The organism is Ferrovum sp. (assembly GCF_027317285.1).
Lineage (GTDB): Bacteria > Pseudomonadota > Gammaproteobacteria > Burkholderiales > Ferrovaceae > Ferrovum.
This window is the reverse complement of the sequence record NZ_DAHVHV010000009.1, coordinates 1-26,554: the sequence shown is the minus strand read 5'-3', so window position 1 is coordinate 26,554 and position 26,554 is coordinate 1. Positions and strand designations below refer to the sequence as shown.

Here is a 26,554-nt window from a genome sequence, read left to right as displayed (position 1 = left end):
CCGCAAGGACCCGCCATGCGCCCACCCAAAGAGATATTCAAGGCCTACGACATCCGGGGTATCGTCGATCAGACCCTGACTGTTGCAGGCGTCACCGCCATCGGCCGGGCCATCGGCTCCGAGGCCCGGGAACGGGGACTGACCAGCATCTCCATCGGGCGTGACGGACGTCTCTCCGGACCGACCTTGAGCGATGCGCTGGCCCAGGGCCTGAAAAGCACCGGTTTGAGGGTCGTGGATGTGGGCATGGTCGCAACCCCCATGTTGTACTACGCGGCTCATACGCGTACCCATGGTTCCGGGATCATGGTCACCGGCTCCCATAACCCCCCCGAATACAACGGGCTCAAGATGATGCTGGGCGGAGAAACCCTGTCCGGCTCCACGATCCTGTCCCTCCACGAACGGCTGTGCCGGCAGCGCCTGGTGTCCGGCTCGGGAACGCTGGAATCCCTCGATATCAGCGAGGACTACCTGAGACAGATCACGGACACGGTGCGCCTGGCCCGCCCCATGAAAATCGTGGTGGACAGCGGAAACGGGATCCCCGGACGTTTTGGCCCCGAACTCTACCGGCGTATGGGCTGTACCGTGGTGGAACTGTTCTGCGACGTGGATGGCCATTTCCCCAATCACCACCCGGACCCCTCCCAACCCGAAAATCTGCAGGACCTCATCCTGGCCCTGAACCAGGGACGGGGCGAACTGGGATTGGCCTTTGACGGCGATGGGGACCGTCTGGGCGTGGTCACGCGGGAAGGTCATATCATCTACCCCGACCGCCAGTTGATGCTCTTTGCAGAGGATGTCCTGTCCCGCAATCCGGGGGCCGAAATCATCTTCGACGTGAAATGCACCCGCAACCTGTTTTCCTGGATTCGTTCCTGCGGCGGGAAACCCCTCCTCTGGAAGACCGGCCATTCCCTGATCAAAACCAAGATGAAGGAAACCGGCGCATTGCTGGCAGGCGAGATGAGCGGCCATACTTTCTTCAAGGAACGCTGGTTCGGATTCGACGACGGCCTGTATGCCGGCGCCCGCCTGCTCGAAATCCTGAGCCGGTTCAGCGACCCGGGCGCGGTTCTCGATGCCCTGCCCGATGCCGTCGCGACGCCGGAACTGCAGATTCGCCTGCAGGAGGGCGAGAATTTTCGCATCATCGCAACCCTCCAGGAAGACGGGGATTTTCCTGACGCACAGGAACGCATCACCCTGGACGGACTTCGTATCGAGTATGCCGACGGCTTTGGCCTGGCACGTTCCAGCAACACCACCCCGGTGATCGTCCTGCGTTTCGAGGCGGAAGATGCCGCGGCCCTGGCACGCATCCAGCAGGACTTCAAACGGGAGATCCTGAAGATCAAACCCGAGGCGATCTTTCCCTACTGAAGAGCCGCCCGAATGAAAAGCTTCGCTCCCCCCCTTGAATTTTTCCGCATTCTGGAGGATCATAGGCCTCTGGCGGGTCTCCCCGCATTGCAGAGCGGTGAATCGGGTCAGGTCCGGAAGGAAGCAGCCACAGCCGAATCCTGCAAGTGCCGGGGGTCGGGCTCGCCACCTCACCGATCTTTTTTTACCTTGTCGACGAGTTTTCCGATGACGCGTTTCTTTTCGCGCTGCCTGCCTTCATTGATCGCGGCGGGCTTTCCGTTGGTCGTATCCTTTCCTGCGCCAGCCGCCCAGGACCCTTCCCCACCCCCATCCCCCTGGGAATCCCCGGTCTCCGTGCCCATACGGGATGCCGTCTCGCTGGAGGCCGGTTACGGTTACCATACGGAAATGGAACGGATTTCCTTTTCCCGCTCCTGGGGCACCCGCTGGTTCAGCGACCAGACCTGGGCGCTGAGCGGCTACTGGGATGCCAGCGTGGGACGCTGGACGCCCCATGCCGCCTCGGGCGGAAATCATGAAGTCAACGACTATGGCATCACGCCCGTGTTCCGCTACGCGCCCACCACCCCCTCGGGCGATTGCATCCCCTTCCTGGAAGCCGGGGTTGGCGTCCATTACCTCAGCCAGCACGACCTCTATGCGGGACACGACATGACCACCTACTTCCAGTTCGGCGACCACATCGGCGCCGGCCTCACCCTGGGGCCCCAACATGACTGGGATGTCATGATGCGGCTTCAGCACCTGTCCAATGCCGGCATACAAAACCCGAACCCCGGCATCAATTTCCTGCAACTGCGCGTGTCCCACTGGTTCTGAAGTGAACACGCCCCCCTCCTCCCAGGTGCTGGCGCGCAAGTGGCGTCCCCGCACCTTCGACGACATGGTGGGGCAGGAGACGATCGTACAGGCCCTGAGGCATGCCCTCCGGAGCGGACGCCTGCATCAGGCTTATCTGCTCACGGGAACCCGCGGCGTCGGAAAAACCACCCTGGCACGCCTCATGGCCCGGGGGCTCAACTGTGAACAGGGCCCCACCGACGTTCCCTGCGGGCACTGTCCGGCATGCATCGGCATCGAGCAGGGGCGTTTTCCCGACCTGCTGGAAGTGGATGCCGCCACCAATACCCGCGTCGAGGAAATGCGCGAATTGCTGGAGAACACCCAGTACCTGCCCGTGGCGGGCCGTTTCAAGGTGTACCTCATCGACGAGGTCCACATGCTGTCCCGTTCGGCCTTCAACGCCATGCTCAAAACCCTGGAAGAGCCCCCTCCCCACGTCAAGTTCATTCTGGCCACCACCGACCCCCAGAAAGTCCCCGTCACGGTGCTTTCCCGCTGTCTGCAATTTTCCCTGCGCCCCTTGCCGCCCGCCCAGATCGCGGACCGCCTGCGCCACGTGCTCGAACAGGAACAGTTGCCCTTCGAGGCTTCGGCCCTGCCCTTGCTGGCCGCCGCCGCCCAGGGCAGCCTGCGCGATGCCCTGAGCCTGCTCGACCAGGCCCTTGCCTTCGGCGGCGGCGAAGTGCGCCAGGAGCCGGTCCGGGCCATGCTCGGCACCCTCGAGCGCAGCGCCCTGCTCGATCTGGTGCGCGCGCTGGCCGAGGGGGATGGAGAAACCCTGATCGCCTGCGCCGACACCCTGGCCGAACATAGCCTGTCCTTCGACCACGCCCTGCAGGAACTGGCCGTCCTGTTTCATGATCTGGCGCTCCTGCAGGCCATTCCCAACGCGCCGGCCCTGCAGGACAGTGCCCGGGAACTGGGGGCCTGGCAGGCACGCTGGCCTGCCGCCACCCTGCAATTGCTGTACCAGATCACCGTGCAGGCACGCCGCGACCTGCCCTTTGCGCCCGATGAACGCGCCGGATTTCGCATGGCATTGCTGCGCCTCCTGGCCTTTCAACCCGGACCGCCCGGACCGCTCCCTGCCCCGCCGCCTCCTTCCGCCCCTCCCTTGCCGAATCTGGCGCCCGCGCCTGCACCCGCCCCTGCCCCCCCGCAACGCGCCCACCTCCCCCCCGCCATCGACGACTGGGCCGGCCTGGTGGAGCGCCTGCAACTGATGGGCATGACCCATGAACTGGCCCGCCACGTGGAATGGTTGGGCATGACCCAGCACCAGATCCACCTGCGTCTGGCGCATAAATTCGCCCATCTGCTGCCGTACCAGGAGAAGTTGCGTACCGGTCTGGAAAGCGTGCTGGATTGCGACCTGAACCTGTCCATCGAGTTGGGCGAGGAGGAAGGCACCAGCGTCGCCCAACAGGAAGACCGAACCCAGGCCCAGGCCCACCAGCAAGCCCTTCAGACCCTGACCCGGGATCCTTTCGTTCAGGCGGTTCGTGACGAACTGGGGGGGGCGCTGGTAGAATCCAGCGTCAAACCGCTTCCCCAAGGAGAAAAATCATGATGAAAGGTGGACTCGCCGGGCTGATGAAACAGGCCCAGAAGGTACAGGAGAACCTGCGCCGTGCCCAGGACACCCTGGCCCAGATCGAGGTGGAAGGCAGCGCCGGTGCGGGCGCCCTCCGGATCCGCGGCACCTGTACCCACGAAGTCCGCCAGGTCAGTATCCACGAAAGCCTGATGGGTGACCGGGAAATGCTGGAAGACCTGCTGCTGGTGGCACTCAAGGACCTGCACCGGAAAATCGACGAGGTGTCCCAGCAACACATGTCCGGACTGACCGGGGGCATGGGCCTGCCTCCAGGTATGAAATTGCCCTTCTGACCGTCCATGTCCCGCGCCCACCCCCTGTCCCGGCTCATCGATGCCCTGCGCGTATTGCCCGGCGTCGGACCCAGGACGGCGCAGCGCATGGCCTACCAGTTGCTCCAGCGCCAGCGCAGCGGCGCCGAGCAGTTGCTGGCCGCCCTGGTGCATACCCTGGACCGGGTCATCCAATGCAGCCACTGCAACAATTATTCCACCACGCCGGTCTGCGAACTGTGTCAGGACGAGTCCCGCGATCCGCACCTGTTGTGCGTGGTGGAAACGCCCACCGATCTCCTGATGATGGAACAGACCCTGGCCTATCAGGGCCATTATTTCGTGCTCATGGGACACCTTTCCCCGCTGGACGGAATCGGACCGCAGGATATTTACCTCCCTCGCCTGGTGACGCGCATTCAGGGTTCCCCCCTGGAAGAAGTGATCCTGGCGACCAATCTGACGGCAGAAGGGGAAGCCACCGCCCACGCCATCGCCACCCTGCTGCGCCCGCTCGGACTGCGCCTGTCCCGTCTGGCCCGGGGCGTCCCGGTGGGCGGCGAACTGGAGTACACCGACAGCGGCACCCTGGCCCAGGCTTTGCGGGAACGGCGTCAGGCCCTCAACTAAGTCACAGGAGACTTTACATGCTGGACATTCAATGGTTGCGCAACGATCTGGAGCGAGTCACCGAAAGGCTGGGGACGCGCGGCTACCCCTTCGACCCCGCCCAGTTTCAGGCGCTGGAAAGCGAGCGGAAAGAGGTTCAGGTTCGCACCCAGGCCCTCCAGTCCGAACGCAACCAACTGGCCAAACACATCGGTCAATGCAAGGCGCGCCAGGAGGATGCCACGGACGCTCTGGAGCAGGCGGCGGCCGTCAACCAGCAGTTGGGCGAACTGGAGGCCCGTCTGGTCGACCTGCAGAAGCGCCTGGAAGCCCTGCTCCTGATGCTGCCCAACCTGCCCCACGAGTCCGTTCCCGTGGGCCGTGACGAGCAGGACAACGTGGAATTGCGCCGGGTGGGTACCCCTCCCGTCTTCGATTTTCCGGTGCGCGACCACGTGGATCTTGGCGAAACCCTGGGGTTGCTCGATTTCAAGGCCTCCAGCAAACTGTCCGGAGCCCGCTTCTCGGTCCTCAAGGGCGGCCTGGCACGCCTGCACCGGGCCCTGGCCCAGTTCATGCTCGACACCCATACCCGGGCCCATGGTTATCTGGAAGCCTATGTCCCCTATCTGGTGAATGCCGAAACGCTGCGCGGCACCGGTCAACTGCCCCGCTTCGAGGCCGATCTGTTCGCGGTCCCGCGCGGCGAACAGGAAACCCACTACCTGATCCCCACGGCCGAGGTCCCGCTCACCAATCTGGTGCGCGACGAGATTCTCAGGGAGACTGACCTGCCCCTGCGCCTCACCGCCCACACCCCCTGTTTTCGTTCCGAGGCCGGAGCCTATGGCAAGGATGTTCGCGGTCTGATTCGCCAGCATCAGTTCGACAAGGTGGAACTGGTCCAGATCGTCCATCCCGACCGTTCCTACGAGGCCCTCGAAGAGCTGACGGGGCATGCCGAGCGCATCCTTCAACTGCTCGAACTGCCCTACCGGGTCATCGCCCTGTGCACCGGCGACATGGGTGCCGGCTCCAGCAAGACCTATGACCTCGAAGTCTGGTTGCCGGCGCAGCAGACCTACCGTGAAATCTCTTCCTGCAGCAACTGCGAGGCTTATCAGGCACGCCGCATGCAAGCCCGTTTCCGCAATCAGGCGGGGCGCACGGAACTGGTCCACACCCTGAACGGTTCGGGCGTTGCCGTGGGACGCGCCCTGGTCGCCGTCCTGGAAAACTACCAGACCGCCAGCGGGGCCGTACGCATCCCGACGGTACTGCGCCCCTACATGGGCGGCGAGGAACTGATCGGCCCGTGACTTTCCCCGACAGGAAAGGCGCGCGACTTCGACTCGAAGTGCACGAGGACGTCGTAGTAGCCCCGTACGTTCTCCACCAGACGCACGGGCTCTCCGCCCCGTGCAAACCCGTGCCGCACCTGCTCGTAATAGCGCGCTTCCGCCAGTAGCGGCAAGGTCTGGCGCAGAGCGTTCCAGGTCCGGTCATCCAGTCCCCGCTGCCGCGCCAGCCGGCGGGCATCCTCCACATGCGCCAAGCCCACGTTGTAGGCCGCCAGGGCGATCCAGGTCCGGTCCGGTTCCCCGATCGAAAGCGGAAGTTCGTTGCGGATTTGCGCCAGATAGAGCGCAGCGGCAGGCACTGCCTGGTTCGGGTCGAGCCGATCCTTCACGCCCAGACGATCGGCCGTATCCGCCGTGAGCATCATCAATCCCCGCACTCCGGTGGGGGATACGGCCTGATTGTTCCAGCGCGATTCCTGAAAGGACAGGGCCGCCAGCAAACGCCAGTCCAGTCCCGACAGACGTTCTGCCGCCCGGAATACCGGGCTCAGGCCGGGCAGACGGATCACCCGTTTCTGTAAAAATTCCAGGGCATCGTCATGGGACAGGGCGCCCACCGATCCGTAATAACGTTCCACCACCTGAGCCAGCCCTCCGCTGTTCCGGAACCCCTCCATGAAATGCAGGGCCGCCTCGTACAACAGCGAGGACCCGACGGGAAAAGCCCACGCCAGAGGCGTTTCCCGCCCGATGTCAAAAGCCACCGCCAGGTCGGGGTAGTCATTCTGGGCCAGGGCAATCTCCTCCGAAGCCCCCACGGCATACACCACCTGCCCCTCATACACCTGACGCAGCAAGTCCTCTTCGCGCAGGCCTCGGGGGGCCCATTTCCAACGCAGGGCAGGAACCTGGGTGCGCAGGTTTTGCAACTGGGTTTCCATTTGCAGGTCGTGAATCAGGGTCAGCGGCTCCTTCGCGAGATCGGCCAGCGCGTGCGGCGCAGACTGGCGCAACGCATTGAAGACGACCTGAAAACGACTGTGGTAGTAAGGCGGGGTGAACATGAAGCCCAGTTCGGCGGACTCCTTTCCCCCTTCGGGCATGGCCGCGAAATGGGCCTTGCCCGTGCGCAATGCGCGCACGACCTGCTCCTGATCATCGAGCACCAGAAAATGCACCGGTTTGCCCAGAAACGCCCCCAACCCGAGGGCCAGATCATGCTCGATGCCCAGCGTCCGTCCGTCCGGCTCCGTCCAGTAACTGCCGGGCGCCCGACGGGTGGCCACCACCAATTCGGGCAAGGCGCTCAGGGCCGTCACCGGGGGAAGCACCGGCGCATCTTCCAGCGCCTGTTCCCCAGGGTCGGGCGGATGCTCGCTATGGCGCAACCATACCCCCCCACCCAGCACCAGCAGGACCAACAGCAGAAGCCGCTCGGGACGACGCCACAGGCGCGCGCCCAGCCACTGACCCAGGGTCATCACCCGGGCTTGTGTTACCATTCCGTGTTGTCCTTTTTCAAGATCGATCATGTCTCCTTGCGTGGTGATTATCCCTGCCGGCGGCTCGGGAAGCCGGTTTGGCGGTCCGGTTCCAAAGCAGTTCTCCCTGCTCGGGGGGGTTCCCCTCCTGCATCATACACTCCGTATTTTTGAGGCACACCCACACATTTTCAAGATTTACCCCGTGCTCTCCGCCTTGCCCGAAGCCCTCGGCCTGGCCTGGCCCTTCGCTTCCGCACGGATCCAGCCCCTGGCCTGCGCCGGCCCCACCCGGGCCCAGACCGTGCTCAACGCCCTTCAAGCCCTCCAGCCCCTGCACGCGCCCGACACCTGGGTGCTGGTCCACGATGCCGCGCGCCCCTGCCTGTCCCGCAGCGCTCTCGACCGGTTGATCCAGACCCTGCAGGACGACCCGCTGGGCGGACTGTTGGCCGTGCCCCTGAGCGATACCCTCAAGCGCCAGAACGACCAGACCTGCGTGGCAACCACCCTGGATCGCACCGGACTGTGGGCAGCCCAGACTCCCCAGATGTTTCGTCTGGGGAGTCTGCTCGAAGCCCTGCGCGCGCACCCCGCCGCCACCGACGAATCCTCCGCGCTGGAGGCCTCGGGATACGCGCCCCGTCTGGTGATGGGTGAAACCACCAATCTGAAGATCACCTGGCCCGCCGACCTGAAATTGGCCCAGGCCATCCTGGAGGTTCGCGATGCGCATCGGTCAGGGATTTGACGTACACGCGCTGGTGCCCGGACGTCCACTCATCCTGGGCGGCGTGACCCTCCCCTTCGAACTGGGTCTGGAGGGACACTCCGATGCGGATGTCCTGCTGCACGCCATTTGCGACGCCTTGCTGGGGGCTGCGGGGCTGGGCGATATCGGACATCATTTTCCGGACAGCGACCCAGGCTGGAAAAACGCCGACAGCCGTGTCCTGCTCCGTCACGTTTACCGGCGCGTCAAGGAACGGGGCTATCGTCTGGGCAATCTGGACGCCACGCTGATCCTGCAGGCGCCCAAGGTCGCCCCCTATCTGGCACAGATGCTGGACCACCTGGCCGCCGACCTGGAAACGCCCCGCGGCCAACTCAACCTGAAAGCCACCACCACTGAAAAACTGGGGTTTACCGGACGGGGCGAAGGCGTCGCGGCGCAGGCCGTGTGCCTGCTCATGCCCCTCTGATTCTAGAGATCGAGCCAATGTCCCAGGCGCTGGCGCTTGGTTTCCAGGTAGGTGCGGTGTTCTTCGTCCACCGCCACCTGCAGGGCCACCCGTTCCACGATTTCCAGCGGAGGCTGTTCCAGCTGGCGGATCTTGTCCGGATTGTTGGTCAACAAACGCAGTCGACGCACCCCCAGGGTGGTCAATATCTCCACCACGCCTTCATAACTGCGGGCATCCACGGGAAGTCCCAGGTGCAGGTTGGCATCCACCGTATCCAGCCCCTGATCCTGCAAGGCATAGGCCGCCAGTTTGGCCCGCAACCCGATCCCGCGCCCTTCCTGTCCGCGCAGGTACACGAGCACCCCGGCCCGGGCCTGCCCCAGCAATTCCAGGGAGCGCGCCAACTGGGGGCCACAGTCGCAGCGCCGGGAGAAGAGGGCATCCCCGGTCAGGCACTCGGAGTGGATCCGCACCAGCACGCCGGGGGTGGCCGGATCCCCCCGTCTGAGCACCAGATGTTCCTCGTCCCGCACGGAGAACACCCGGGCACTGAATTCGCCATAAACCGTCGGCATCCGCACCCAGGGCATCGCGGAAGAATCGAAGGACATCCCTAACCTCCAGAACCTGATGAAAAAATCATCAAAAGGACCATTCTAGCAAATCCTTGCGGCCCCCATTCAGGAACGCAGGCGCAGAATCCCCACCAGACCCGCACAGAAGAGTGAGAAAAGCAGCGGCGCATGGGGCCAGTGCCCCCAGGACAGCCGCTGCCAGAGGCTGTCGCTGGCCAGCATCTCCCCGCCGACCTGGGCGAGCAGGACGGCACCCAGCACCACCATCCAGGGAAATCGTTCGAAAAGGCGCAGCAGCAGGGAACTGCCCACCACCACCAGGGGCAAACTGGTCAGCAGGCCCAGCACGAGCAGCAGATGATCGCCGCGCGCCACGCCCGCCAGAGAAAGCACATTATCCAGACTCATGAACAGGTCGGCCACCAGGATGGTGCGAATGGCCCGCCAGCGTCCTTCCACCGGCGTATCGCCGGCAACCGGCGCCTCTTCCGGCGCCCCCAACCCGTAGGCCACCCAGAGCAGCACCGCGCCGCCCAGCAGTTGAATCCCCGGCCAGGCAAGCAGGGAAGCGGCCAAAAAGGTCAAGCCGATGCGCAGCCCCACCGCGCCCAGGCTGCCCCACCACAGAGCGATGCCCCGCTGGGCTGGCTCGAGCCGGTGGGCCGCCAGGGCGATGACCGCCGCATTATCTCCGCTCAGGATCAGGTTGATGACGATGATCTGTCCCAGGGCCAGCCAGAACGTCATGTCCATGCCAGGATCAGGCGGTTTCCACGGTCAGGACGATCTTGCCGGTATGGGCGCTGGATTCCATCAGTTCATGGGCCTGGGCCGCGTGTTGCAGCGGGAAGGTCCGGTAGATCACCGGCTGGATGAGTTTCTGGTCCAGCAGCGGCCAGATGCGTTCCTGGAGCCGTTGGGCAATCTCGCCCTTGAATCCGGTGGAACGGGAACGCAGGGTGGACCCCGTGACCGTCAGACGCCGGCGCATCAGGTCGGCCAGATCCAGTTGCCCCTTGGAACCCCGCAGGAAAGCGATCAGCACCAGCCGGCCATCCTCTGCCAGGGCCTTGATTTCCCGGGGCAGATAATCTCCCCCCACCATGTCGAGAATGACATCGACCCCCCTGCCGTGCGTGACTTCCCGGATCACCTCCAGAAAATCTTCTTCCTTGTAATGGATGGCGCGCTCGGCGCCCAGGGCGACACAGGCCGCACATTTTTCAGCCGACCCCGCCGTGACGAAGACCCGGTGTCCCAGATGATGCGCCATCTGGATGGCGGTGGTCCCGATGCCGCTGGACCCTCCCTGAACCAGCAGGGTTTCTCCGGGCTTGAGCGCGGCCCGCTCAAACACATTGCTCCAGACGGTGAAGAAAGTCTCGGGCAGGGCAGCCGCCATGACTGCGCTGAAGTCGCGGGGCCAGGGCAGACAGGTCAGGGCCGGCGCCACACAGTATTCGGCATACCCCCCTCCCGCCAGCAGAGCGCAGACCCGATCGCCTTCCTCCCACAGGGTCACGCCTTCGCCCACGGCCACCACTTCTCCGGCCACCTCCAGGCCCGGCAGGTCGGAAGCATCGGGCGGCGCGGGATAAAACCCGGCGCGTTGAAAACAATCCGGGCGATTGACCCCCGCGGCCTCCACGCGAATCAGGACCTCTCCCAACCCCGGGCGCGGCACCGGACGATGGGTCCAGACCAGAACCTCGGGCCCCCCTGCCCTGGAAATTTCCACACACCCCATGTTCACCGGTCCATCCCACATAGCCTTTCCCTCCCTGACGAAATCCTCCAGGCGAGCCACTCGCCCATCCTGCAGGCGGAGCATAGCATGTCTGTGGGATAATCCGCCCATGAACCACGGTCATTTCCCCGCCCTGCCCCCGGACCCCTGGTTGGCTCGACTCTTGCGCTCAAACCTGTGCCGAGCCCATCGATCCTGGCTGACCACGCCGGACTCCCTCACGGCCGCGCTCAGGACCGTCTGCCCCCGGTTCCAGGTCAGGATCCTGGAACCGGGAACCCGCTTTCCCTTTCCCGACGAGGCGCGCCTGCTCGGGATCTCCTGCCGCCAACCGGTCTGGTGCCGTGAAGTGCTGTTGTGCGAGGGAGCCCTGCCCCTGGTGTTTGCCCGCAGCCTCCTGCCTCTGAAGGATTTGCCACGCGCCTGGCCCACCCTCGATGCCCGCGATCCCCGCCCCCTCGGGGAACACCTCTTTACCGATCCCCAGGTTCGACGCACGCCCCTGCATTTCCGGAAACTTCCCCGCTACCATCCACTGTCTCTGCGACTGCGCCGGTTTCCCCTGGACCTGCCCCCCTGGGCGCGCCGTTCCCTGCATGTGCGTCAGGGAGCTCCCCTGCTCGTCACCGAAATTTTTCTTACTCTCCCCCCCGAGCGTGCCGATCCCGCCCAGGCCCAGTCTTTTTTTGCATAATCTTAAGGTTTTCTTATATACTTAAGGCGCTTATTCTGGTACCCCTATACCCCATCAAACTTTCGGCCTCAAGGAGTTATGTCTGAAAAAATAAAAGTTCTGGTGGTGGACGATCACGCCATCATTCGCAAGGGAGTCATCCAACTCCTCCGGGACACTGAAGACATGGAAGTGGTGGCCGAGGCACAAAACGGTGCGGAGGCCCTGCAACTGATCCGTGACAACCCCTATGACGTCGTCCTGCTGGACATCAGCATGCCCGGCGAACATGGCATCGACATACTGATCAAGATCAAGGACCTCAAACCCAACCTGCCCGTCCTGATGCTCAGCATGTATCCCGAGGACCAGTACGCCATCCGTTCGCTCAAGGCCGGCGCGGCGGGGTACATCAACAAGCAGGATGCCCTGAGCCAGATGGTGATCGCCATTCGCCAGGTCTCCACCGGACGCAAGTACATCAGCAGCGAACTGGCCGTCCAGTTGGCGGAAAACCTGACCCATCAGAACCATGACCTCCCCCACCAGACCCTGTCTCACCGGGAATATCAGACCCTGTGTCTGATCGCTTCCGGGAAAAAACTGAGCGAGATTGCCGAGACCATGATCCTGAGCGCCAAAACGGTGAGCGTCTACCGTGCCCGCCTCCTGGAAAAAATGAAAATGCGCACCAACGCCGAGTTGATCCATTACGCCATCACGCACCACCTGGTGCTCTGATCGCGTCCTCAGCGCAGGATTGAAGTAGGCCACGGCCAGCCAGTGGGCATATTCCGCAGTCGGCCAGGTGGAGGCCGGCGTCACGGGCGGGTCTGGTTGGGCCCTGAACCGGGCGTCTTGAGCCATTTCCCCAGCCGGGAAAAAGGCGATTCCACCGCCTTTTCCAGGGCCTGAACCAGGGTGCGCGCCAGGACCCCCCCCACTGAAAACTGGGGATCATCCAGCGATCCGGCAATGGGCAAGTTCATCGTGATCCTGCCCTGGGGATCCTGCAGCAGGGCAACGGCCAAGGCCACGGGAAAGCGGGTGATCCCCGGACTGGCCACCGGTTTCCCGAAAGTCAGTTCGTTCAGGACCAGATGATTGGTGGCTTGCAGGTCGTGGTTGCGAACCGAATAATGCGCGTCGAAGGACAGTTTTCCCCGTTCGATATCATACCCCACATATTTGCCCGAATAGGGGCTGAACTGCGTCAGATCCATTCCGGTCACCTGGGCGGTCATGTCCAGAAACAGGTTCTGCGCCAGCGGATTGATCTGTCCCTCGATCAGCAGCGGAGCCTCGTGAACGCGTCCCCGCAGTTCCAGACGGGCCGTGGTATTTTCCGCCGAGGACAGACCTTCGATCTCCCCGCCCAGACGGGTCAGGTTGGCTTCATAGGGGGGATGCACATAGTCGTCCCGATAGTGGATCGTCCCTCCCTGCAAGGTGATCTTGCGGATCACCACCGCCGCCCGGGCCGTCACCGGCGCCCCCCCGGACGGGACCGGAACCGCCTCCCCGGGGGGCGGAGCGCCCCTGGATTCCGGCGCAGAGACAGGCGGGGAATTCAGCAAATTCACCCAGTTCAGGGTTGCGTCCGGCAACAGGTGGAGCCGGGCATAGAAGTCGCTGAGCGCCACCTGGTCCAGGCGCAGACGCAGGGGATTCAGGTTGGCCTCCCCCTGCACGAACAGGGTCTTGCTGCGCCACAGCAGTTGACCGTGTCGCCCCTCGCGCAGCGCCAGGTCATCGGCCTGACCCCGCCCTCGATAGCGCCCCTGCCAGGTCTGTGGCGAAGCGAAAGTCCCGTCCAGCACCCCCGCCAGGGATAACTGCCCGCGTTCCAGCCGGACCTGGGCATAGCGCGCCAGCCAGGGCTGGATGACCCGTAAATCCAGGTGTCGGGCAGCGACGGTCAGATGCACCGCATGCGCCGCCAGATCCACGGGGCCGGTCATTTGAAGATGGCCCTGCGCCCCCACCTGCAACGCCAGGGACAGGGCTAGCGGAGTCCGCGCCGAGACGGGCCAGGCCAGTTTTTCCACGGTTCCCTCGATCCCACTCAGCAACAAGGGTGGGAACGCCGCTTCAGACAGCCCCACCGGGTGGATCTGCCCGTCATGCCCCGTCAGACGAACCGTCCCGAAATTCACCTGTCCTCCGGCATAATCCACCCGCCGGGCGCTCAGTTGCACCCCCTGCCACCGGGTCTCCAGGCCGGCAACCGTCCCCCCGACCTGGGGAACGCTCAACCGGAGACCGCTCAATTCACCCTGCAACGCGCCCCAACTGGGCCCCCGGAAGGCAAAGCGCGTGGACAGGGCGCTGGGGGAAACCGACCAGGGTGATAACCAGTAGGTCAGATCGAGGCCCTGTACGGACAACTCCCCTTCCCCCCTCAATTCGGCGGCAAAGGGTCGAATCCGTGCCTTCAGGGCCAGCGAGGCCCCATCCACCTCGGCGCGAAGGGAAGGAGACAGCCAGGCGTCCTCATCCCGAAGCCGGGAAGACAGTTGAGGCAGGTCGAATTGAAGATGGCGGATGTCGTGATGGGTATTGCTCCCCTGGTCCCAGACCGTTCCTTCGCCACGCACGATCCGGAAGTTTTCCACGAGGAGTGGGAACCCGCCGCCGCCCGTAGCGGGTCCGGCCAGACTGGCCAGGTTCCAGGCGCCCGCAGGGTTGCGCACCAGGTGTACGACCGGATGGGTGAGTGTCAGTTCGTCGATGACGGGGAAGGGAGGCAGGCCCGAATGGAGCGCCAGATGTCCCTCCAGTTCTTCGAACCCCAGGACGGGCGTCTGTCCGTCGGCTTCGTAGAGCCGAACCTCACGGATCCGGACCCGAACAGGAAAAATCCCCACCTGTATCGAGCCGATCACCAGTCGGTGACGGGTCCCCTCGGCCCAGTGCTGTGCTTCCCGGTGGATCAACCCGGGCAACCACTCAGGCGCGGTCAGCATCCCCCCCAGCAGGCCGCCCAGGAGAATTCCGACCCCCCACCCCAGTTTGCGCACGGTTCAAACAGCCTTCAGGACGGCTCCCGCAGCATCCACCACGGTCATCCGCACCGGAATCCCCTGGGCCACACTGCGCCCCACCGTACAGAATTCCTCAAACTGACCCAGAGTGCGGTCGAGATGGGCGTATCTCGCCGCCGCCTGAGGCAGGTGCAACGCCACCCGGATCTCCAGCACGCGCAGGCGCCCGGCCGGGTTGCGCCCGATCCCTGCCTGGCCCTCCGCCCTCAATGCCCCTTCCAGATCCGGATTGAACTTGTGCAGGGCAAAATACAGGGCATCCGCCAGACAACTGGACACGGCGGCCACCAATAATTGCGCTGGCGTGGGGCCCTTGCCCTGCCCCAGGGGAGGGGACTCGTCGCCCAGCCAGACGGGGCCTCCCGTGCCGAATCGAATTTCGAAACAAAAGCGCTCCTGCTGGACCAGCGTCACGCCCTGCACCGCATCCTCCGGACTCACTGGGGTTTTCCACCCATATCCAGAGGCTTGCCCTGCGCCAGACTGGTCACGTACACGGTCAGAGCCGTCAGTTCATCGCTGCCATAGGCGGGCGCCTTGCCCTCGAGCGCCATGCCCACACAGCCCCGGATCTGGTCCTGCAACGTGAATACCCGCCCCGCCTTCGCCTTGTAACGGGGGAAGATGGCCGCCGCATTGGTCAGACTGGGAATGGCCTGCCCGTCGGGACGACGTCCCGGTCCCACCCCGCCATTGCGATGGCAGGATTCGCACACCGCGCCATTCCCGTCAAAGGTCGCATGACTGAACAGGTCTTTCCCCTGTTGCACCACCTTGTCCAGTTCGGGATCCAGCCCCGCCCCCTGTGCCACCACCATCCAACCTCCCAGCACCAGCCCCAGCATCCCCCTGAGATTCACTTTTCCCGTCATGATCTTCCCTCCGCAATTGAACCCGATGATCTTCCCCCGTCTGATAATAATACCCCAGAAATTCCGCCGGTTCCGCCTCGAGGCCCCCGGATACCATCCGGGGGGTCCACCCGCAGTCCGGATTTCCCTGAAACAGCGGGATGAAAGCGCCTGGAATCAAGAGGATTTGCTCATACGTTGACACACCCATCAAACAAGAGCATATTTATTGACAGAACAAGTTGGAAACCTGCCTGATGCGCAAACCTATGGACACTCTTGCGACCCTGATTTTCAGTTCTGCCGAAGATCAGGCGAATGCACAACGCGTTTCCAGACTGGCACGCGCCGGGCGGCTGCGCGCCATTCGTCGGGGCATTTACACCAGCGATCTGGAAACGCCTCTGGAACAGATCGTGCGCCCCCACTGGCGACAGATCGCCGAGTATCTTTATCCAGGAGCGGTGCTCGGCTATCGATCGGCACAGGAGGGGAAACCCGATCCGGAGGGGCGGGTTTTTCTGGTTCAGGGAAACCGGGCACGACGCACTGAATTACCCGGCCTCACCCTGATGACGATCCCCGGCCCCGGTCCTGTCCTGGGCCTGGAACCGGCACTGAACGACACCCCTTACGGCAAACTGTATGTCTCGTCCGAAGCTCGCCGTCTTCTGGAAAATCTTTATACCGGTCGGAATGCTGCCATCCGGACGATGGGGCGCGCCTGGGTGGAATCCCACCTGAGTCGGCTGTGCACACTGCGCGGCGAATACAAGGTCAACGACCTGCGCGACACCGCCCGGAAACTGGCCGAGATCCTGGGACTGGATGCCCAGTTCAAAATCCTGAACGGCATCGTCTCGGCATTGATGCAGACCGGCGGAGCCAGATGTTTGAGCGCCGTTGATGCGCTCGCGCGTGCCGCAGGAAAACCCTACGATCCCGATCGCCTGGTTATTTTTGATATGCTGTTTGCAGCGCTTCGGCAGCCGTTTCCGCATGTACCCGATCCAACAACCCCCGGGTTGAGCAGCATCAACTTTGCATTCTTCGAGTCCTATTTCTCCAACTACATCGAGGGCACGACCTTTACCGTAGAGGAAGCCAGCGAGATTATTTTTGAAGGCAGGATGATCGAGAAACGTCCCGAGGACTCGCATGACGTGCTCGGCACTTATCAGGCCATCACCCAGCAACCTTTCCGATCAACCCCTCCGGGCAACGAGGATGAATTTCTGGATTGGCTGAAACGTGCCAACCATAGGGTGCTGTCCAGTCGACCCGAGAGAAATCCCGGACAATGGAAAGAAAAACTCAATCAGGCTGGCTCAACCTTGTTCGTTCATCCCGAACTGGTGCAAGGCACCCTGCGTGAAGGATTCAAACGTATTGCGCTGCTGGAAGACCCCTTTGCGCGCGCTTTGATGGCCATGTTCGTCGTGACCGAGGCACACCCCTTCGAGGATGGTAATGGCCGGACTGCCCGTCTGGCCATGAATGCCTATCTGACTCAGGCAACTGCCTGTCGCATCCTCATCCCGACAGCATACCGCGAGGATTATTTACTCCCTCTCAAAGCACTATCCAGGAATGCCGACCCGGTCCCATTTCTCCGTTCAATGACTCGCGCTCAGGCATGGTCGGCGGCATTCGACTATTCCGAATTTCGGAATACATGGAAACAGATGGCTGCCTGCAATGCTTTTGCCGACGACATAACCCGAAACAGATTACTGCACCCTCACGAAATACGCAGCCTTGTTGACAAAACCGATCCAAATAACAAACTTTATTGACAGAACAGCGGGCCGGTGTGCGCACATTTGCCGTTCCGTTGACGACCGTGAATGATTTGCGGCACAGGTATCAGAATTATTGATAAACGTCAATGTTGACAAATATCAAAAATTCAGGCAAACTGAACATACCGAGCAACGGTCCGCTCGAAAAACCCTTAAAATAGGGGGCTATCATGGGATACATCGGACATGAGACGCTGGTTTGGGTAGAAATTCTCTCGGTTTTTGGCTTCGCAGTGCTGGTCACCATACTGGACACCCTGGAATGGGACAGTTGTATCGAAGAAGACAAAGCCGATCTGATCCATCATTGACTCACCAGCGGATGACGCAAACCCTCCCTTGCCTGACCGCGTGGGAGCCGGGGGTCGGAGAGACCCCCACCGTGACGCCCGACGATACCGATCGTCGGGCGTTGGTACTTCCGGGCCCCGATCATGCAGCGGGTTTGATCGGCAGGAACTCGTCGATGCGCCCCTGATCCCCTCCGCCGCCTGAAAAAAATTCCAGGTTGTTGCTTCTCGGATCATGACCAGGCGCTTCCGTCTTATAGCGCCGATTGACGAACAAGGCGTCTCCCTGAATCAGTTTGGCCTGCTTTTTGGCTTCTGAAGCAATCTTGGAGACTTCCATGTAGGACGTAAAGTGGCCTGGAGGCACCACCACGGCGCCGATGGACAGGGAGACCAGGGGGTGAAACTCCCGTTCGAAGCGGCGGTTCTCGGTGCAATACCCGCCCTGGATACGGTCTTCCTCGGTAAAATGCCGGACCACGGTATCCGCGAACCGCCCGAGGATGCGTTGACAGCGGCTCTCCCAGTCGAGACTGCGAAACAGGATGATGAAGTCATCTCCGCCGATATGCCCCAGAAAATCCAGATCACAGTCGCAAAACTGGGCCAGGACGTTGGCCGTCATCTGGATCACCCCGTCCCCGGCACTGAAACCATACACGTCGTTGAAGGGTTTGAAATGATCCAGGTCGCAGTAACAGGCATAAAACGGGACCCGCAACCGCAGCAGGTTGTCGAGATGCTCATGAACCGGCACGTTTCCCGGCAGTTGAGTCAGGGGGTTTGCGTATTTGGCGGCCTGAATCTGCATTTCGGTGATCACCCGGATCACATCCTGACCATGGGCGAGCCCAAAGTAGTGACCATTGTCCGTGACGATGAATTCCTGCAAAAAATGACGGCGCTCGGCATTGCCCAGCATTTGGCTGATGTTCTGTACCGAAATCCTTTTGTCGACGATCAGGGGTTTGTCGTCCATGTACTGGGTGCAGGATTTGCGCCCATACAATTCACGGCGGTAGGGCTGGGCAAAACTGCCGATCAGGGCGGTGCGGGCCAGCAGACCGATCGGCAGTCCATCGTCCCTGACCACGGGCACGACATCCGATCCCGGATTGGCCTCGAACCAACCCATCGCAGCCTCATTGCTGATGGCCGGCGTCAGACAGGGCGTCATCTGAATGATGTTGCGCCCGGCCAGGGAATCCCGCCCCCAGACCACTTCGGCCATGGGCTTCGAAGGAACCGCCTGGCTCCGTAAAAAGGCCGCAGCCTCGTCCGTGAGACAGGTCATGGGGGTGGCATGGGGACGAGAAAAATGGAATCCCTGTCCGAGATCCACACCCAGACTCTTGATCAGGAGCAGTTCGGACACGGTCTCGATGCCCTCGGCGATCACCGTAGATTTGGTCTGACGCGCAATCTCCACGATGGAACGGACAAACTGGGCCTTGACCGGATCGTTCTCGATGTTCTGAACAAAATGGCGGTCGATCTTGACGTAGTCGGGACGCAATTCCGACCACAGTCGCAGGCTGGAGAAACCTTCGCCAAGGTCATCGATCGCCACCCCAATGCCTTCGTCACGACAGCGTTTGACCGCCTCCTGAAGCAACTCCGGCCCGTAACCGAGAATCCGTTCGCCTTCCGTGATTTCCAGGACGACCTGGTGGGCTTGCTCGAGCGGTTCCGCCAACCACATGGATTCCGACCGTTTGTCGAGGCTGCGCTGGACCAGCACGTCGGGACTGATGTTGAGGAACAGTTTTCCCGGCAGTCCGAGACGCCGAAAAGACCGATTCAATACTTTGTGACAAAGCCATTCCATTTGCCCACGCAGACCACAGTCAGTCGCAACGCGCAACAGGACTTCGGGAGAATGCAGCATGCTGCTGGAGGGACCACGAATCAACCCCTCGTATCCGTGAATCTGAGCCGTCGTCAAATCGACCACCGGTTGAAAGAGCGCCGTCAGTTGCTCATTTTCGAGAATGTCAGCCAACTGTTCATGATCTTCCAGTTCCAGATACCACACCATCCGTGTCAATTCCCCTTGAGCGATTCTGCACGAAACCCGACCTTTCCAGCCTGACGCAACCCGTCAAAAAACCTTCAAGAACTCAAGGATCAATCTAACACCGGCATATTAAGATCCCGTGACAGACGAGACGAGCGTCTACCGGGGTGTGGACCCGGAAAAGCACTTGGATTCAGGACACCATTTGAGGTATCCTTTGACAAAACGGTGCACCATACCAAGCCACCATCCGGTGTTGCACTCTCCCGAAGAGACGGTTCGGGCACGTAAACTCTCGGCAAATCGTTCAACGAACCATCGTTGAATGATTCGTTTTCTACCCTTGCGAGGAAACCAACTTTGTCCTGGTACCTGTTGTATACCCGACCACGGCAAGAAAAGGTGGCCCACCAGAACCTCCTGCAGCAGGGATATGAGAGTGTATTGCCCCTGCTCACCACAGAAAAAATCCAGCAGGGCCGGTTGGTCATCACAGAAGAACCCCTGTTTCCCCGTTACCTGTTCGTGCGCCTGGAACAGGATCTTTCAGGAAAAAGCTGGACCCCTCTCCGGTCCACCCGGGGCGTGAGTCGGCTGGTCACCTTCGGCAACCAGCCTGCCCGTGTGGAGGACAGGCTGGTGGAAGCCTTGCAGGTTCGCAGCACACGCCAGCAACAACAACCCCAGCGCCTGTTTTCCCCAGGGGATGCAGTCACCATCGATGCGGGGCCTTTCAAGGGGCTTGAAGCGATCTACCAGATGACCGATGGCGAACAGCGGGCGCTCGTACTCATCGAACTGCTCAGCAAACCCACCCCGCTCAGAATCCCCCCGGCCCACCTTTCCCGAACGAAAACCCTCTGACCTGTCGGCACACGTGGACGCCCACTTCATCCGAAAAAACATTGCGCAGTTTCTGCGCCCCCCATCGTGAGTGGGTCACCTCTTTTGGGTTTAATGCGCGGTCGGGCCAAACAAGTCATTCAGGCTCTTGGCATCAAGGATCTGATACAGCCACCCGTCAATTTGCTCAATCGTCGCAGCCGAGATCTTCTCCAGAATATCCGCCGGTATGGCGCCAAAACGCTTGGTCAAGCGAATAAGGCTCTCACTCTTCCAATATCCCCGGGGTCAAATTCATGATTTTTTTCCGGCTGCCACATCCAACCCTCCCAGCGCAGCCCATCATGCCGAATCGCCTCAATTACGCCATCTTCACTACGCGCCAGCACCCTAAAGTCCGGGGGACAATCCTCCAGGCAGAACTGATGGTAGCTGTTGACCGTCCCACTTATTTCTCCTTGTACTGTGTGATAACCTCCAATATGCCCATTGACCGACTTCAAGCGAATTAAATTTGCACGCGCAATCATTTGCATACCACGACCTATCCCCAGCAACGGCAAGTTGCATTGCTCGGCATATCGCATCATCAGCTCCTCCGTAAAATCCCGATCACGTACCGTTCCAATATCATTCCCTCCAGATAAAACCAGACCGACAGGCTGTAGTACATCCAGCCAACCACTGACTTCCTCACCAAAAGCCAGCCGATTCGGTACGGGAAAAGGAAGAAACCCTGCGGCATGCAACCAAATGCTCATATTCTGATCCAGCGCATCACGCCGCTCATTCCGCTCAGGATAAACATCCACACGTTGACTCACTGCCACAATCTTCATGCTAATACCTCCACTCAACGCCTAGCGCAATCCGGATGCAGGCGCGCAATCAACCTGACCAGAAGCAATATGGAACGCCACCAGCCAGTTGCAGGCTCGTTCGAAAGCGTCCCACAATTGCTCGCCAGAGGTGAAGAACTGGGCGGTCTGCACCACAGTTACCGCTGGGCGGCGTAATCCCGTCCTGAATTGTAACTTTCCCTTGGTCTTCGGTGCCGTCAGCCGACGGCTTTATCACGCCGCTCTTCGGCAAAATCCCACACATTCCTCTGATATGCCAACGACCCTGCACGACATGTTGTTTAATTCTATAACTTTTTAGCATCCCAAACCACCCACCAGATCCTTGCCCCTTATAATTTCCTTCACAGAGATCGACTCCATTTCCAAAACATTGTATAGTGTACCCATGTGTACACATTTGGAGGGCCAGGATGGAAACTCTCAAAGTAGGTATTCGGGAATTCAGGAGCCAGTTACCGCACTATCTTTTGGATGCGGGTCGGCCAGTGGCTATTACCCGTCATGGTGAAATCATCGGCTACTACATACCCAGCCGGGAAATTGAACAGAAAACTGGGGCGGAGTCTTTGAAGGTTGCAGCAAGCAAACTCGATGCCCTCCTAAAGGCAGCCCAACTCGACGAGGCGGAGGTATTGGCTGAATTTAACAGCAAACGACATATTAAATGATGGTGTCCCATCGTCGCGCGCTGGTTCTTGATGCCAACATTCTTATCCGTGCCGTGTTAGGTCCACGGGTACGTAATCTCGTCATTGAGAATATGAATCGGGTGCAATTTTTTACGCCGGTAGAGTGTATCCATGACGCGAAAAATTATCTCCCAGTCATCCTGCGTTCGAAAGGCGTTGACCCAATTCCTGCCATGGAGGTTCTCAATCTTATTCTCAATGAGATTCATGGTCTTGAAAATGAATGGCTTGAAGACTACGAGGCTGAGCGATGACGGTTTCCGCGCCCTGCAAAACACTCTGATGAAGAACCCAGGGGCTGGCGGCATCATTGAAGGCAGCGGTGGTTTGCGCAAACTGCGTTACGCTGATGTCAAACGAGGCAAGGGAAAGCGCGGTGGGTTGCGCGTAACCTACTTCTGGTGGAATGCTGGTCAGCAACTCTGGCTTTTCACCCTATACGACCGTAACGACGTCCTCGAAGACCTGCGCCTGCTCACCAACTATGCCATGGATTCCGAGCGCCCTGGCCAAAACCCGCCAGGTCAGCGCCGCACATGTGGAAAGTGCTCTTGAGGAAATCCGGCCATGAGTTCTCGCCCCAAGATAAAAAACCCTCCGTCTCTTACGCAAATAGTCATCGATCCTGATGCCATGTACGGGCATACCCAAGTCAAGACAACTCAGCGGTATGCTCACCTGAGCCAGGACACGCTCATCGATGCCGCCATGAAGTATCCAAGGCTGTGCCTCTGACACTGGCCATGCCAAAGACCGTCGAGCAGGTGACGTTGGTGCGGGTGTGACTTGGCTCAACCATCCTGGACAGCGATCCGGGATGGTCAGTTCTTGGGGTTAGTGCGTGGTCGGGCCGAACACTTCATCGTAGCTGCTGGCATCTATGGCTTGATCGAACCAAACTTCGATTTGTTCCTGTGAGGCCGATGCAATCCTTGCCAAGGTTTCCGGTGTAATCCCGCCAAAACGCTTGGTCAGCAATTTCTGCAGGGCCAACGACTCGCCCTGCTGCAAGCCCTGCAACACGCCCCGCTGCACACCTTTGGCCTCGTGCTGATGGGCCCATTCTTTCATCCGTTCAGATAGCATAATTCTCAACTCCTGTAAATCGTCTACCTCTGGTAAGAGTATACGGTACTCCGGTTTCCGCATCAATGTGGCCCTGAGCCAGCGGGCAATCATCCTACGCAGGCCAGGCTGGTCCACCAACCACACCTCCAGCAGAGCAATCAATTCTTCGATCTTTTCCGAACTGACGGGATGCTCAAACCGAAAAATGGCCGCAACCAGATTCTTGAGCGGGGTCAGTTCGCTGTCGGGGTAGTCGTTCTCGTCCACCAGCAGGTATTTCGCCCTGGGCTTGAACTGCTCCACCAATCCCGGCACCGGCGGAATCAGATCAAATACATCCCTTGCCGCCGTCCAACGCTGGCTACCGTTGTACAACACGATGGGCAAGACCGGCGGCAGGCGTCCATCGGACAACACCTTTCCCTGCTTGATCAGGTCCTGGTACAGCAACCCCTGATACACCATCATGCGCAGGGCCATGTATTTATCGACGGTACTCTGAAACTCGATGAGCAGGTAGAGATAAGCCCATGCGCCGCCCACCTTGATCCGCCAGACAATGTCATCCGCCCGTCCACGAAAATCCTCAGTGATGTAACTGCCGTCCACCCTCTCCAGGGTTGCGTAATCCAGACGGTGCAGCCACTCGTCCGGCACGAACCCCATGATCAGGTCACGCACCATCTCCGGGGCGGAAAAAAGATACTTGTAACTGCTGTCGTGGTCGAGGCTCATCCAGGCATTCTAGCCGCCCAAATCCAAAACAGAGTTCCCCAACACACCCACAAATTTTCCCTTATCGTCTCTGCCAAGTCGCTAAAGAATGGAAAATGCGCGGTCTGCACCACAGTTGCCGCTGGGCGGCGTAATCCCGTCCTGAATTGGCAACTTGCCCCGGATCTTCGGCGCCGTCAGCCGATGGCTTTGTCATGCCGGTCTTCGGAAAAATCACACATTCCGCTGATATACCCACGGGTAACCCCTGAACGACTGTCGCCATCACGGCCATTTCTTCCATGAAAAATCCGAGGAATCCAACCCAAACTCAGCCACGTCGAAACATAAAAAGTGACCTATGGGATTTTTTCACTATCACAGTTCCGGAAGTTTTAAGGGTAGACCTCTTTGCCTTTTTTCCCACACCCGTGCCACTACCGAAAAAGGTTATATCTGCGATTCGGGCTGCGTTTGATTTCTCGATACATTGTGTCTGGTGCCAAATCGAGACCATTTGGCCAGACAACCACACCATTTTCTACCTGCGCGCTACCTACAAGTTGATCATTACGCAGTGGATCAAACACCCCGGTGCAAAATGACAAATCAATGTGTAGTACCCCGCTCAGTCCATCCTCGAACTGGACAGCCAACTCACGGGGGGCGATAGAGCGAACCTCAATGACATCCCAGTACATAATGGCACCTATGCTATTTCAAAGGATCGATCGGATTAGGATGCTGGTTGGCTTGACATAGATCCCAATCAGCCAACAACTCTGCCTGGTGCAATTCAGCCCAGTCAAGGACCAACTGTCTTGCACGACGCGGCAATTCACCCTCGCTGATGCACAATTCTCTGATATTGACGGTCGCCTTATATTCCCCGTAAGTTGCATGAAAATGTGGGGGAACATGCTCATCCCAAAACATTTGGATAAGAATTCCGTAGAACATGCTGATAGTTGGCATAACTTGCGATCCGCATATTTGATGCGGCGAGTATAGCAAGAAATCTCTTTATCGCCATGCCGGAAGTATCCAAGGCTGTACCTCTGACACTGGCCATGCCAAAGACTGTCGAGCAGGTGGCGTTGGTCGGGTGTGAACTTGAGAGCAAACCATCCTAGACAGAGATCCGGGGTGGTCAGCTCTTGGGGTTAGTGCGTGGTCGGGCCGAACAAGTCGTTCAGGCTCTTGGCATCAAGGATCTGATACAGCCACCCGTCAATTTGCTCAATCGAGGCAGCCGAGATCTTCTCCAGAACATCTGCCGGTATGGCGCCAAAACGCTTGGTCAGCAATTTCTGCAGAGCCAAAACTTCGCCTCTCGCCTCACCCCTCGCCTCACCTTCCGCCTTATACTGACGCGCCCATTCTTCAAGTCGTTCAGAGAGCATAATCCTCAACTCCTGTAAATCATCCACCTCTGGCAAAAGTATACGGTACTCCGGTTTCCGCATCAACGTGGCCCTGAGCCAGCGGGCAATCATCTTGCGTAGGCCAGGCTGGTTCACCAACCATTCCTCCAGCAGAGCAATCAATGTATGAATGGTTTTCGGGTCGACGGGGTGCTCAAACCGAAAAATGGCTGCAACCAGATTCTTGAGCGGGGTCAGTTCGCCGTCAGTGTAGTCGTTCTCGTCCACCAGCAAATATTTCACCCTGGGCTTGAACTGCTCCACCAATCCCGGCACCGGCGGGATCAAGTCAAATACATCCCTTGCCGCCGTCCAACGCTGGCTACCGTTGTACAACACAATGGGCAAAACGGGGGGCAGGCGTCCATCGGACAACACCATTCCCTGCTTGATCAGGTCCTGATACAGCAACCCCTGATACACCATCATGCGCAGGGCCATGTATTTGTCCACCGTACTCTGAAACTCAATGAGCAGATACAGATAAGCCCATTCGCCGCCCACCTTGATCCGCCAGACATGGGAGATTTACGAATGGGTTGGCCAGGCAATCTGGATATCGCCCCTGAAACGCTGTACGACCGATCCGTTCCCCTCATAGAGCCCAGCCCCTCCTTGTGTTAGAATTCCCTTCATGCTGGTTGCCCGGCAGGGCGGTAGCGTGGGCAATCCTCTCCATTCAGATCCATCCTCATGCTGTTTCAGAAAGCCATCCATCCCGTATTATCCCTTCCGCGCCTGACCAAACGGTTACTGGTGCTGACCGTGGACGCCTGTCTCTGCGTGCTCACGGTATGGCTGGCCTATTACCTGCGCCTGGGTGAATGGGTCTTCCTGTCCGGCCCCCCCTTGCTGGCGGCGATCGCCTCCGTCCTGCTGGCCCTGCCCGTATTCATTGCCTTTGGGCTCTACCGGGCCATTTTTCGTTATTCCGGATGGCCGGCCCTGATGGCCGTCACGCGGGCCTCCTTCGTATACGGCCTGCTGTTCGCCGCCCTTTTCACCGCCATCGAGATCCCTGGGGTCCCGCGCACCGTGGGACTGATGCAACCCCTGCTGCTGTTGCTGTCCGTCGGGGCTTCCCGGGCCCTGGCGCGCTTCTGGCTGGGCGGGGAATACCAGAACCTGCTGAAACACGATACCCTGCCCCGGGTCCTGGTATACGGGGCCGGAACCTCGGGACGACAGTTGGCGGGCGCCCTGGCCCACAGCCATGAAATGCGCGTGGTGGGATTTCTCGACGACGACAACCGCCTGCCGGGCAATGTGCTGGAC

Annotated in this window: 32 protein-coding genes and 1 other RNA gene; 19 read left to right on the top strand and 14 right to left on the bottom strand. The window is 60.4% G+C overall.

Features of this window, described 5'->3' with window-relative positions; all coding sequences use genetic code 11:
* The first annotated feature begins 15 nt into the window (after positions 1-15).
* The 7 genes from M6F29_RS03770 (at position 16) to serS (ending at position 6,032) form a co-directional block, all read left to right on the top strand.
* Positions 16-1,389 (top strand): phosphomannomutase/phosphoglucomutase, encoded by a 1,374-nt coding sequence (locus M6F29_RS03770; protein ID WP_298157609.1) that lies wholly within the window; start codon positions 16-18, stop codon positions 1,387-1,389.
* Between the two features lie 71 nt (positions 1,390-1,460).
* Positions 1,461-1,559: signal recognition particle sRNA small type (ffs, locus tag M6F29_RS03765), an RNA gene on the top strand.
* Positions 1,560-1,596: 37 nt separating this feature from the next.
* Positions 1,597-2,211, top strand: a complete 615-nt coding sequence (locus tag M6F29_RS03760; protein ID WP_298157608.1) for an acyloxyacyl hydrolase — start codon at positions 1,597-1,599, stop codon at positions 2,209-2,211.
* Between the two features lies 1 nt (position 2,212).
* Positions 2,213-3,805 (top strand): DNA polymerase III subunit gamma/tau, encoded by a 1,593-nt coding sequence (dnaX, locus tag M6F29_RS03755; RefSeq protein WP_298157607.1) that lies wholly within the window; start codon positions 2,213-2,215, stop codon positions 3,803-3,805.
* Positions 3,802-4,125 carry a YbaB/EbfC family nucleoid-associated protein gene (locus M6F29_RS03750; RefSeq protein WP_297457454.1) on the top strand — a complete coding sequence of 108 codons (324 nt, stop codon included), beginning with the start codon at positions 3,802-3,804 and terminating at the stop codon, positions 4,123-4,125. Before dnaX ends, M6F29_RS03750 begins: the two co-directional genes overlap by 4 nt.
* 6 nt (positions 4,126-4,131) lie before the next feature.
* Positions 4,132-4,734: a recombination mediator RecR gene (gene recR / locus M6F29_RS03745; RefSeq protein ID WP_297480530.1), complete on the top strand. Its 603-nt coding sequence runs from the start codon at positions 4,132-4,134 to the stop codon at positions 4,732-4,734.
* 17 nt (positions 4,735-4,751) lie between these two features.
* Positions 4,752-6,032 carry a serine--tRNA ligase gene (gene serS / locus M6F29_RS03740; protein ID WP_298157606.1) on the top strand — a complete coding sequence of 427 codons (1,281 nt, stop codon included), beginning with the start codon at positions 4,752-4,754 and terminating at the stop codon, positions 6,030-6,032.
* Here serS and mltF read toward each other — a convergent pair.
* Positions 5,999-7,546, bottom strand: coding sequence for a membrane-bound lytic murein transglycosylase MltF (gene mltF / locus M6F29_RS03735; protein WP_298157605.1), 1,548 nt, complete (start codon positions 7,544-7,546; stop codon positions 5,999-6,001). The genes serS and mltF overlap by 34 nt on opposite strands.
* Here mltF and ispD point away from each other — a divergent pair.
* Together ispD and ispF are read left to right on the top strand one after the other, a co-directional pair.
* Positions 7,545-8,246 carry a 2-C-methyl-D-erythritol 4-phosphate cytidylyltransferase gene (gene ispD / locus M6F29_RS03730; RefSeq protein WP_298157604.1) on the top strand — a complete coding sequence of 234 codons (702 nt, stop codon included), beginning with the start codon at positions 7,545-7,547 and terminating at the stop codon, positions 8,244-8,246. The two genes, mltF and ispD, sit on opposite strands and share 2 nt — an antisense overlap.
* Positions 8,224-8,697, top strand: coding sequence for a 2-C-methyl-D-erythritol 2,4-cyclodiphosphate synthase (gene ispF / locus M6F29_RS03725; protein WP_298157603.1), 474 nt, complete (start codon positions 8,224-8,226; stop codon positions 8,695-8,697). The genes ispD and ispF overlap by 23 nt, the downstream gene beginning before the upstream one ends.
* A 2-nt stretch (positions 8,698-8,699) precedes the next feature.
* On the opposite strand, the gene ribA is transcribed toward ispF, so the two are convergent.
* From ribA to M6F29_RS03710, 3 genes are all read right to left on the bottom strand, one after another.
* Positions 8,700-9,290 (bottom strand): GTP cyclohydrolase II, encoded by a 591-nt coding sequence (ribA, locus tag M6F29_RS03720; protein WP_297504978.1) that lies wholly within the window; start codon positions 9,288-9,290, stop codon positions 8,700-8,702.
* A 69-nt stretch (positions 9,291-9,359) separates the two neighbouring features.
* Positions 9,360-10,007 carry a YjbE family putative metal transport protein gene (locus M6F29_RS03715; protein WP_297498213.1) on the bottom strand — a complete coding sequence of 216 codons (648 nt, stop codon included), beginning with the start codon at positions 10,005-10,007 and terminating at the stop codon, positions 9,360-9,362.
* 7 nt (positions 10,008-10,014) lie between these two features.
* The gene (locus M6F29_RS03710) at positions 10,015-11,001 is read right to left on the bottom strand and encodes an NAD(P)H-quinone oxidoreductase (protein WP_366525932.1); all 987 of its coding nucleotides are present in this window, start codon (positions 10,999-11,001) and stop codon (positions 10,015-10,017) included.
* A 109-nt stretch (positions 11,002-11,110) separates the two neighbouring features.
* Here M6F29_RS03710 and M6F29_RS03705 point away from each other — a divergent pair, with 109 nt between their 5' ends.
* Both M6F29_RS03705 and M6F29_RS03700 read left to right on the top strand, forming a co-directional pair.
* Entirely contained in the window at positions 11,111-11,695 is a 585-nt protein-coding gene (locus M6F29_RS03705) for a chorismate--pyruvate lyase family protein (protein ID WP_298157601.1), read from the top strand.
* A 78-nt stretch (positions 11,696-11,773) separates the two neighbouring features.
* Entirely contained in the window at positions 11,774-12,415 is a 642-nt protein-coding gene (locus M6F29_RS03700) for a response regulator (protein ID WP_298157600.1), read from the top strand.
* 80 nt (positions 12,416-12,495) lie between these two features.
* Here M6F29_RS03700 and M6F29_RS03695 read toward each other — a convergent pair whose 3' ends face one another.
* From M6F29_RS03695 to M6F29_RS03685, 3 genes are read right to left on the bottom strand one after another with little or no spacing between them, the layout of a single operon-like run.
* Positions 12,496-14,694 carry a DUF748 domain-containing protein gene (locus M6F29_RS03695; RefSeq protein WP_298157599.1) on the bottom strand — a complete coding sequence of 733 codons (2,199 nt, stop codon included), beginning with the start codon at positions 14,692-14,694 and terminating at the stop codon, positions 12,496-12,498.
* A gap of 3 nt (positions 14,695-14,697) precedes the next feature.
* Positions 14,698-15,159, bottom strand: coding sequence for an OsmC family protein (locus M6F29_RS03690; protein ID WP_297457477.1), 462 nt, complete (start codon positions 15,157-15,159; stop codon positions 14,698-14,700).
* Positions 15,156-15,590, bottom strand: a complete 435-nt coding sequence (locus M6F29_RS03685) for a c-type cytochrome (RefSeq protein ID WP_298157598.1) — start codon at positions 15,588-15,590, stop codon at positions 15,156-15,158. Before M6F29_RS03685 ends, M6F29_RS03690 begins: the two co-directional genes overlap by 4 nt.
* Before the next feature lie 236 nt (positions 15,591-15,826).
* Between M6F29_RS03685 and M6F29_RS03680 the strand changes: the two genes are divergently transcribed.
* Complete coding sequence (locus tag M6F29_RS03680) at positions 15,827-17,365, top strand: Fic family protein (RefSeq protein WP_298157597.1); 1,539 nt, start codon at positions 15,827-15,829, stop codon at positions 17,363-17,365.
* A 176-nt stretch (positions 17,366-17,541) separates the two neighbouring features.
* Entirely contained in the window at positions 17,542-17,682 is a 141-nt protein-coding gene (locus M6F29_RS03675; RefSeq protein ID WP_297457483.1) for a hypothetical protein, read from the top strand.
* A 121-nt stretch (positions 17,683-17,803) separates the two neighbouring features.
* Here the strand turns inward: M6F29_RS03675 and M6F29_RS03670 are convergent, their stop codons facing one another.
* Entirely contained in the window at positions 17,804-19,699 is a 1,896-nt protein-coding gene (locus M6F29_RS03670; protein WP_298157596.1) for a GGDEF domain-containing protein, read from the bottom strand.
* Positions 19,700-20,038: 339 nt separating this feature from the next.
* Between M6F29_RS03670 and rfaH the strand changes: the two genes are divergently transcribed.
* Entirely contained in the window at positions 20,039-20,542 is a 504-nt protein-coding gene (rfaH, locus tag M6F29_RS03665) for a transcription/translation regulatory transformer protein RfaH (RefSeq protein ID WP_298157595.1), read from the top strand.
* 90 nt (positions 20,543-20,632) lie between these two features.
* Here the strand turns inward: rfaH and M6F29_RS03660 are convergent, their stop codons facing one another.
* Both M6F29_RS03660 and M6F29_RS03655 read right to left on the bottom strand, forming a co-directional pair.
* Complete coding sequence (locus M6F29_RS03660; protein ID WP_298157594.1) at positions 20,633-20,773, bottom strand: hypothetical protein; 141 nt, start codon at positions 20,771-20,773, stop codon at positions 20,633-20,635.
* On the bottom strand, positions 20,770-21,360 hold the full coding sequence (locus tag M6F29_RS03655; RefSeq protein ID WP_298157593.1) for a gamma-glutamyl-gamma-aminobutyrate hydrolase family protein: 591 nt from the start codon (positions 21,358-21,360) through the stop codon (positions 20,770-20,772). The genes M6F29_RS03660 and M6F29_RS03655 overlap by 4 nt, the downstream gene beginning before the upstream one ends.
* Before the next feature lie 434 nt (positions 21,361-21,794).
* On the opposite strand from M6F29_RS03655, the gene M6F29_RS03650 reads away from it, so the two are divergent.
* Genes M6F29_RS03650 through M6F29_RS03635 form a run of 4 tightly spaced genes read left to right on the top strand, consistent with a single transcriptional unit; the run spans position 21,795 to position 22,808 of the window.
* Positions 21,795-22,052, top strand: a complete 258-nt coding sequence (locus tag M6F29_RS03650) for a hypothetical protein (protein ID WP_298157592.1) — start codon at positions 21,795-21,797, stop codon at positions 22,050-22,052.
* Positions 22,049-22,327 (top strand): PIN domain-containing protein, encoded by a 279-nt coding sequence (locus M6F29_RS03645; protein WP_298157591.1) that lies wholly within the window; start codon positions 22,049-22,051, stop codon positions 22,325-22,327. The genes M6F29_RS03650 and M6F29_RS03645 overlap by 4 nt, the downstream gene beginning before the upstream one ends.
* Before the next feature lie 28 nt (positions 22,328-22,355).
* Positions 22,356-22,628, top strand: coding sequence for a hypothetical protein (locus tag M6F29_RS03640; RefSeq protein ID WP_366525931.1), 273 nt, complete (start codon positions 22,356-22,358; stop codon positions 22,626-22,628).
* 12 nt (positions 22,629-22,640) lie between these two features.
* The gene (locus M6F29_RS03635) at positions 22,641-22,808 is read left to right on the top strand and encodes a hypothetical protein (protein WP_298157589.1); all 168 of its coding nucleotides are present in this window, start codon (positions 22,641-22,643) and stop codon (positions 22,806-22,808) included.
* A 99-nt stretch (positions 22,809-22,907) separates the two neighbouring features.
* Here M6F29_RS03635 and M6F29_RS03630 read toward each other — a convergent pair whose 3' ends face one another.
* The 4 genes from M6F29_RS03630 to M6F29_RS03620 all read right to left on the bottom strand — a co-directional run bounded on the left by M6F29_RS03630 (position 22,908) and on the right by M6F29_RS03620 (position 25,783).
* Entirely contained in the window at positions 22,908-23,876 is a 969-nt protein-coding gene (locus M6F29_RS03630) for an Rpn family recombination-promoting nuclease/putative transposase (RefSeq protein ID WP_298157588.1), read from the bottom strand.
* Between the two features lie 416 nt (positions 23,877-24,292).
* Positions 24,293-24,556: a DUF2442 domain-containing protein gene (locus M6F29_RS12225; RefSeq protein ID WP_366525930.1), complete on the bottom strand. Its 264-nt coding sequence runs from the start codon at positions 24,554-24,556 to the stop codon at positions 24,293-24,295.
* A gap of 13 nt (positions 24,557-24,569) precedes the next feature.
* Positions 24,570-24,830, bottom strand: coding sequence for a DUF4160 domain-containing protein (locus M6F29_RS03625; protein ID WP_298157587.1), 261 nt, complete (start codon positions 24,828-24,830; stop codon positions 24,570-24,572).
* Positions 24,831-25,018: 188 nt separating this feature from the next.
* The gene (locus M6F29_RS03620; RefSeq protein WP_298157586.1) at positions 25,019-25,783 is read right to left on the bottom strand and encodes an Rpn family recombination-promoting nuclease/putative transposase; all 765 of its coding nucleotides are present in this window, start codon (positions 25,781-25,783) and stop codon (positions 25,019-25,021) included.
* Between the two features lie 189 nt (positions 25,784-25,972).
* Between M6F29_RS03620 and M6F29_RS03615 the strand changes: the two genes are divergently transcribed.
* On the top strand, positions 25,973-26,554 hold a 582-nt coding region (locus M6F29_RS03615; protein ID WP_298157585.1), incomplete at its 3' end, for a nucleoside-diphosphate sugar epimerase/dehydratase.

What these genes read in the sequence shown, in the direction of transcription:
- M6F29_RS03650 (WP_298157592.1), top strand. Translation starts at nt 21,795, where the DNA reads ATGGAAACTCTCAAAGTAGGTATTCGGGAATTCAGGAGCCAGTTACCG.
- M6F29_RS03770 (WP_298157609.1), top strand. Translation starts at nt 16, where the DNA reads ATGCGCCCACCCAAAGAGATATTCAAGGCCTACGACATCCGGGGTATC.
- ribA (WP_297504978.1), bottom strand. Translation starts at nt 9,290, where the DNA reads ATGTCCTTCGATTCTTCCGCGATGCCCTGGGTGCGGATGCCGACGGTT.
- M6F29_RS03760 (WP_298157608.1), top strand. Translation starts at nt 1,597, where the DNA reads ATGACGCGTTTCTTTTCGCGCTGCCTGCCTTCATTGATCGCGGCGGGC.
- M6F29_RS12225 (WP_366525930.1), bottom strand. Translation starts at nt 24,556, where the DNA reads ATGTACTGGGATGTCATTGAGGTTCGCTCTATCGCCCCCCGTGAGTTG.
- M6F29_RS03670 (WP_298157596.1), bottom strand. Translation starts at nt 19,699, where the DNA reads ATGGTGTGGTATCTGGAACTGGAAGATCATGAACAGTTGGCTGACATT.
- M6F29_RS03685 (WP_298157598.1), bottom strand. Translation starts at nt 15,590, where the DNA reads ATGACGGGAAAAGTGAATCTCAGGGGGATGCTGGGGCTGGTGCTGGGA.
- ispF (WP_298157603.1), top strand. Translation starts at nt 8,224, where the DNA reads ATGCGCATCGGTCAGGGATTTGACGTACACGCGCTGGTGCCCGGACGT.
- M6F29_RS03750 (WP_297457454.1), top strand. Translation starts at nt 3,802, where the DNA reads ATGATGAAAGGTGGACTCGCCGGGCTGATGAAACAGGCCCAGAAGGTA.
- recR (WP_297480530.1), top strand. Translation starts at nt 4,132, where the DNA reads ATGTCCCGCGCCCACCCCCTGTCCCGGCTCATCGATGCCCTGCGCGTA.
- M6F29_RS03655 (WP_298157593.1), bottom strand. Translation starts at nt 21,360, where the DNA reads ATGAAGATTGTGGCAGTGAGTCAACGTGTGGATGTTTATCCTGAGCGG.
- M6F29_RS03635 (WP_298157589.1), top strand. Translation starts at nt 22,641, where the DNA reads ATGAGTTCTCGCCCCAAGATAAAAAACCCTCCGTCTCTTACGCAAATA.
- M6F29_RS03710 (WP_366525932.1), bottom strand. Translation starts at nt 11,001, where the DNA reads ATGGGGTGTGTGGAAATTTCCAGGGCAGGGGGGCCCGAGGTTCTGGTC.
- M6F29_RS03645 (WP_298157591.1), top strand. Translation starts at nt 22,049, where the DNA reads ATGATGGTGTCCCATCGTCGCGCGCTGGTTCTTGATGCCAACATTCTT.
- M6F29_RS03640 (WP_366525931.1), top strand. Translation starts at nt 22,356, where the DNA reads ATGAAGAACCCAGGGGCTGGCGGCATCATTGAAGGCAGCGGTGGTTTG.
- M6F29_RS03630 (WP_298157588.1), bottom strand. Translation starts at nt 23,876, where the DNA reads ATGAGCCTCGACCACGACAGCAGTTACAAGTATCTTTTTTCCGCCCCG.
- M6F29_RS03700 (WP_298157600.1), top strand. Translation starts at nt 11,774, where the DNA reads ATGTCTGAAAAAATAAAAGTTCTGGTGGTGGACGATCACGCCATCATT.
- M6F29_RS03715 (WP_297498213.1), bottom strand. Translation starts at nt 10,007, where the DNA reads ATGGACATGACGTTCTGGCTGGCCCTGGGACAGATCATCGTCATCAAC.
- M6F29_RS03625 (WP_298157587.1), bottom strand. Translation starts at nt 24,830, where the DNA reads ATGCCAACTATCAGCATGTTCTACGGAATTCTTATCCAAATGTTTTGG.
- ispD (WP_298157604.1), top strand. Translation starts at nt 7,545, where the DNA reads ATGTCTCCTTGCGTGGTGATTATCCCTGCCGGCGGCTCGGGAAGCCGG.
- mltF (WP_298157605.1), bottom strand. Translation starts at nt 7,546, where the DNA reads ATGATCGATCTTGAAAAAGGACAACACGGAATGGTAACACAAGCCCGG.
- M6F29_RS03680 (WP_298157597.1), top strand. Translation starts at nt 15,827, where the DNA reads ATGCGCAAACCTATGGACACTCTTGCGACCCTGATTTTCAGTTCTGCC.
- serS (WP_298157606.1), top strand. Translation starts at nt 4,752, where the DNA reads ATGCTGGACATTCAATGGTTGCGCAACGATCTGGAGCGAGTCACCGAA.
- M6F29_RS03705 (WP_298157601.1), top strand. Translation starts at nt 11,111, where the DNA reads ATGAACCACGGTCATTTCCCCGCCCTGCCCCCGGACCCCTGGTTGGCT.
- M6F29_RS03675 (WP_297457483.1), top strand. Translation starts at nt 17,542, where the DNA reads ATGGGATACATCGGACATGAGACGCTGGTTTGGGTAGAAATTCTCTCG.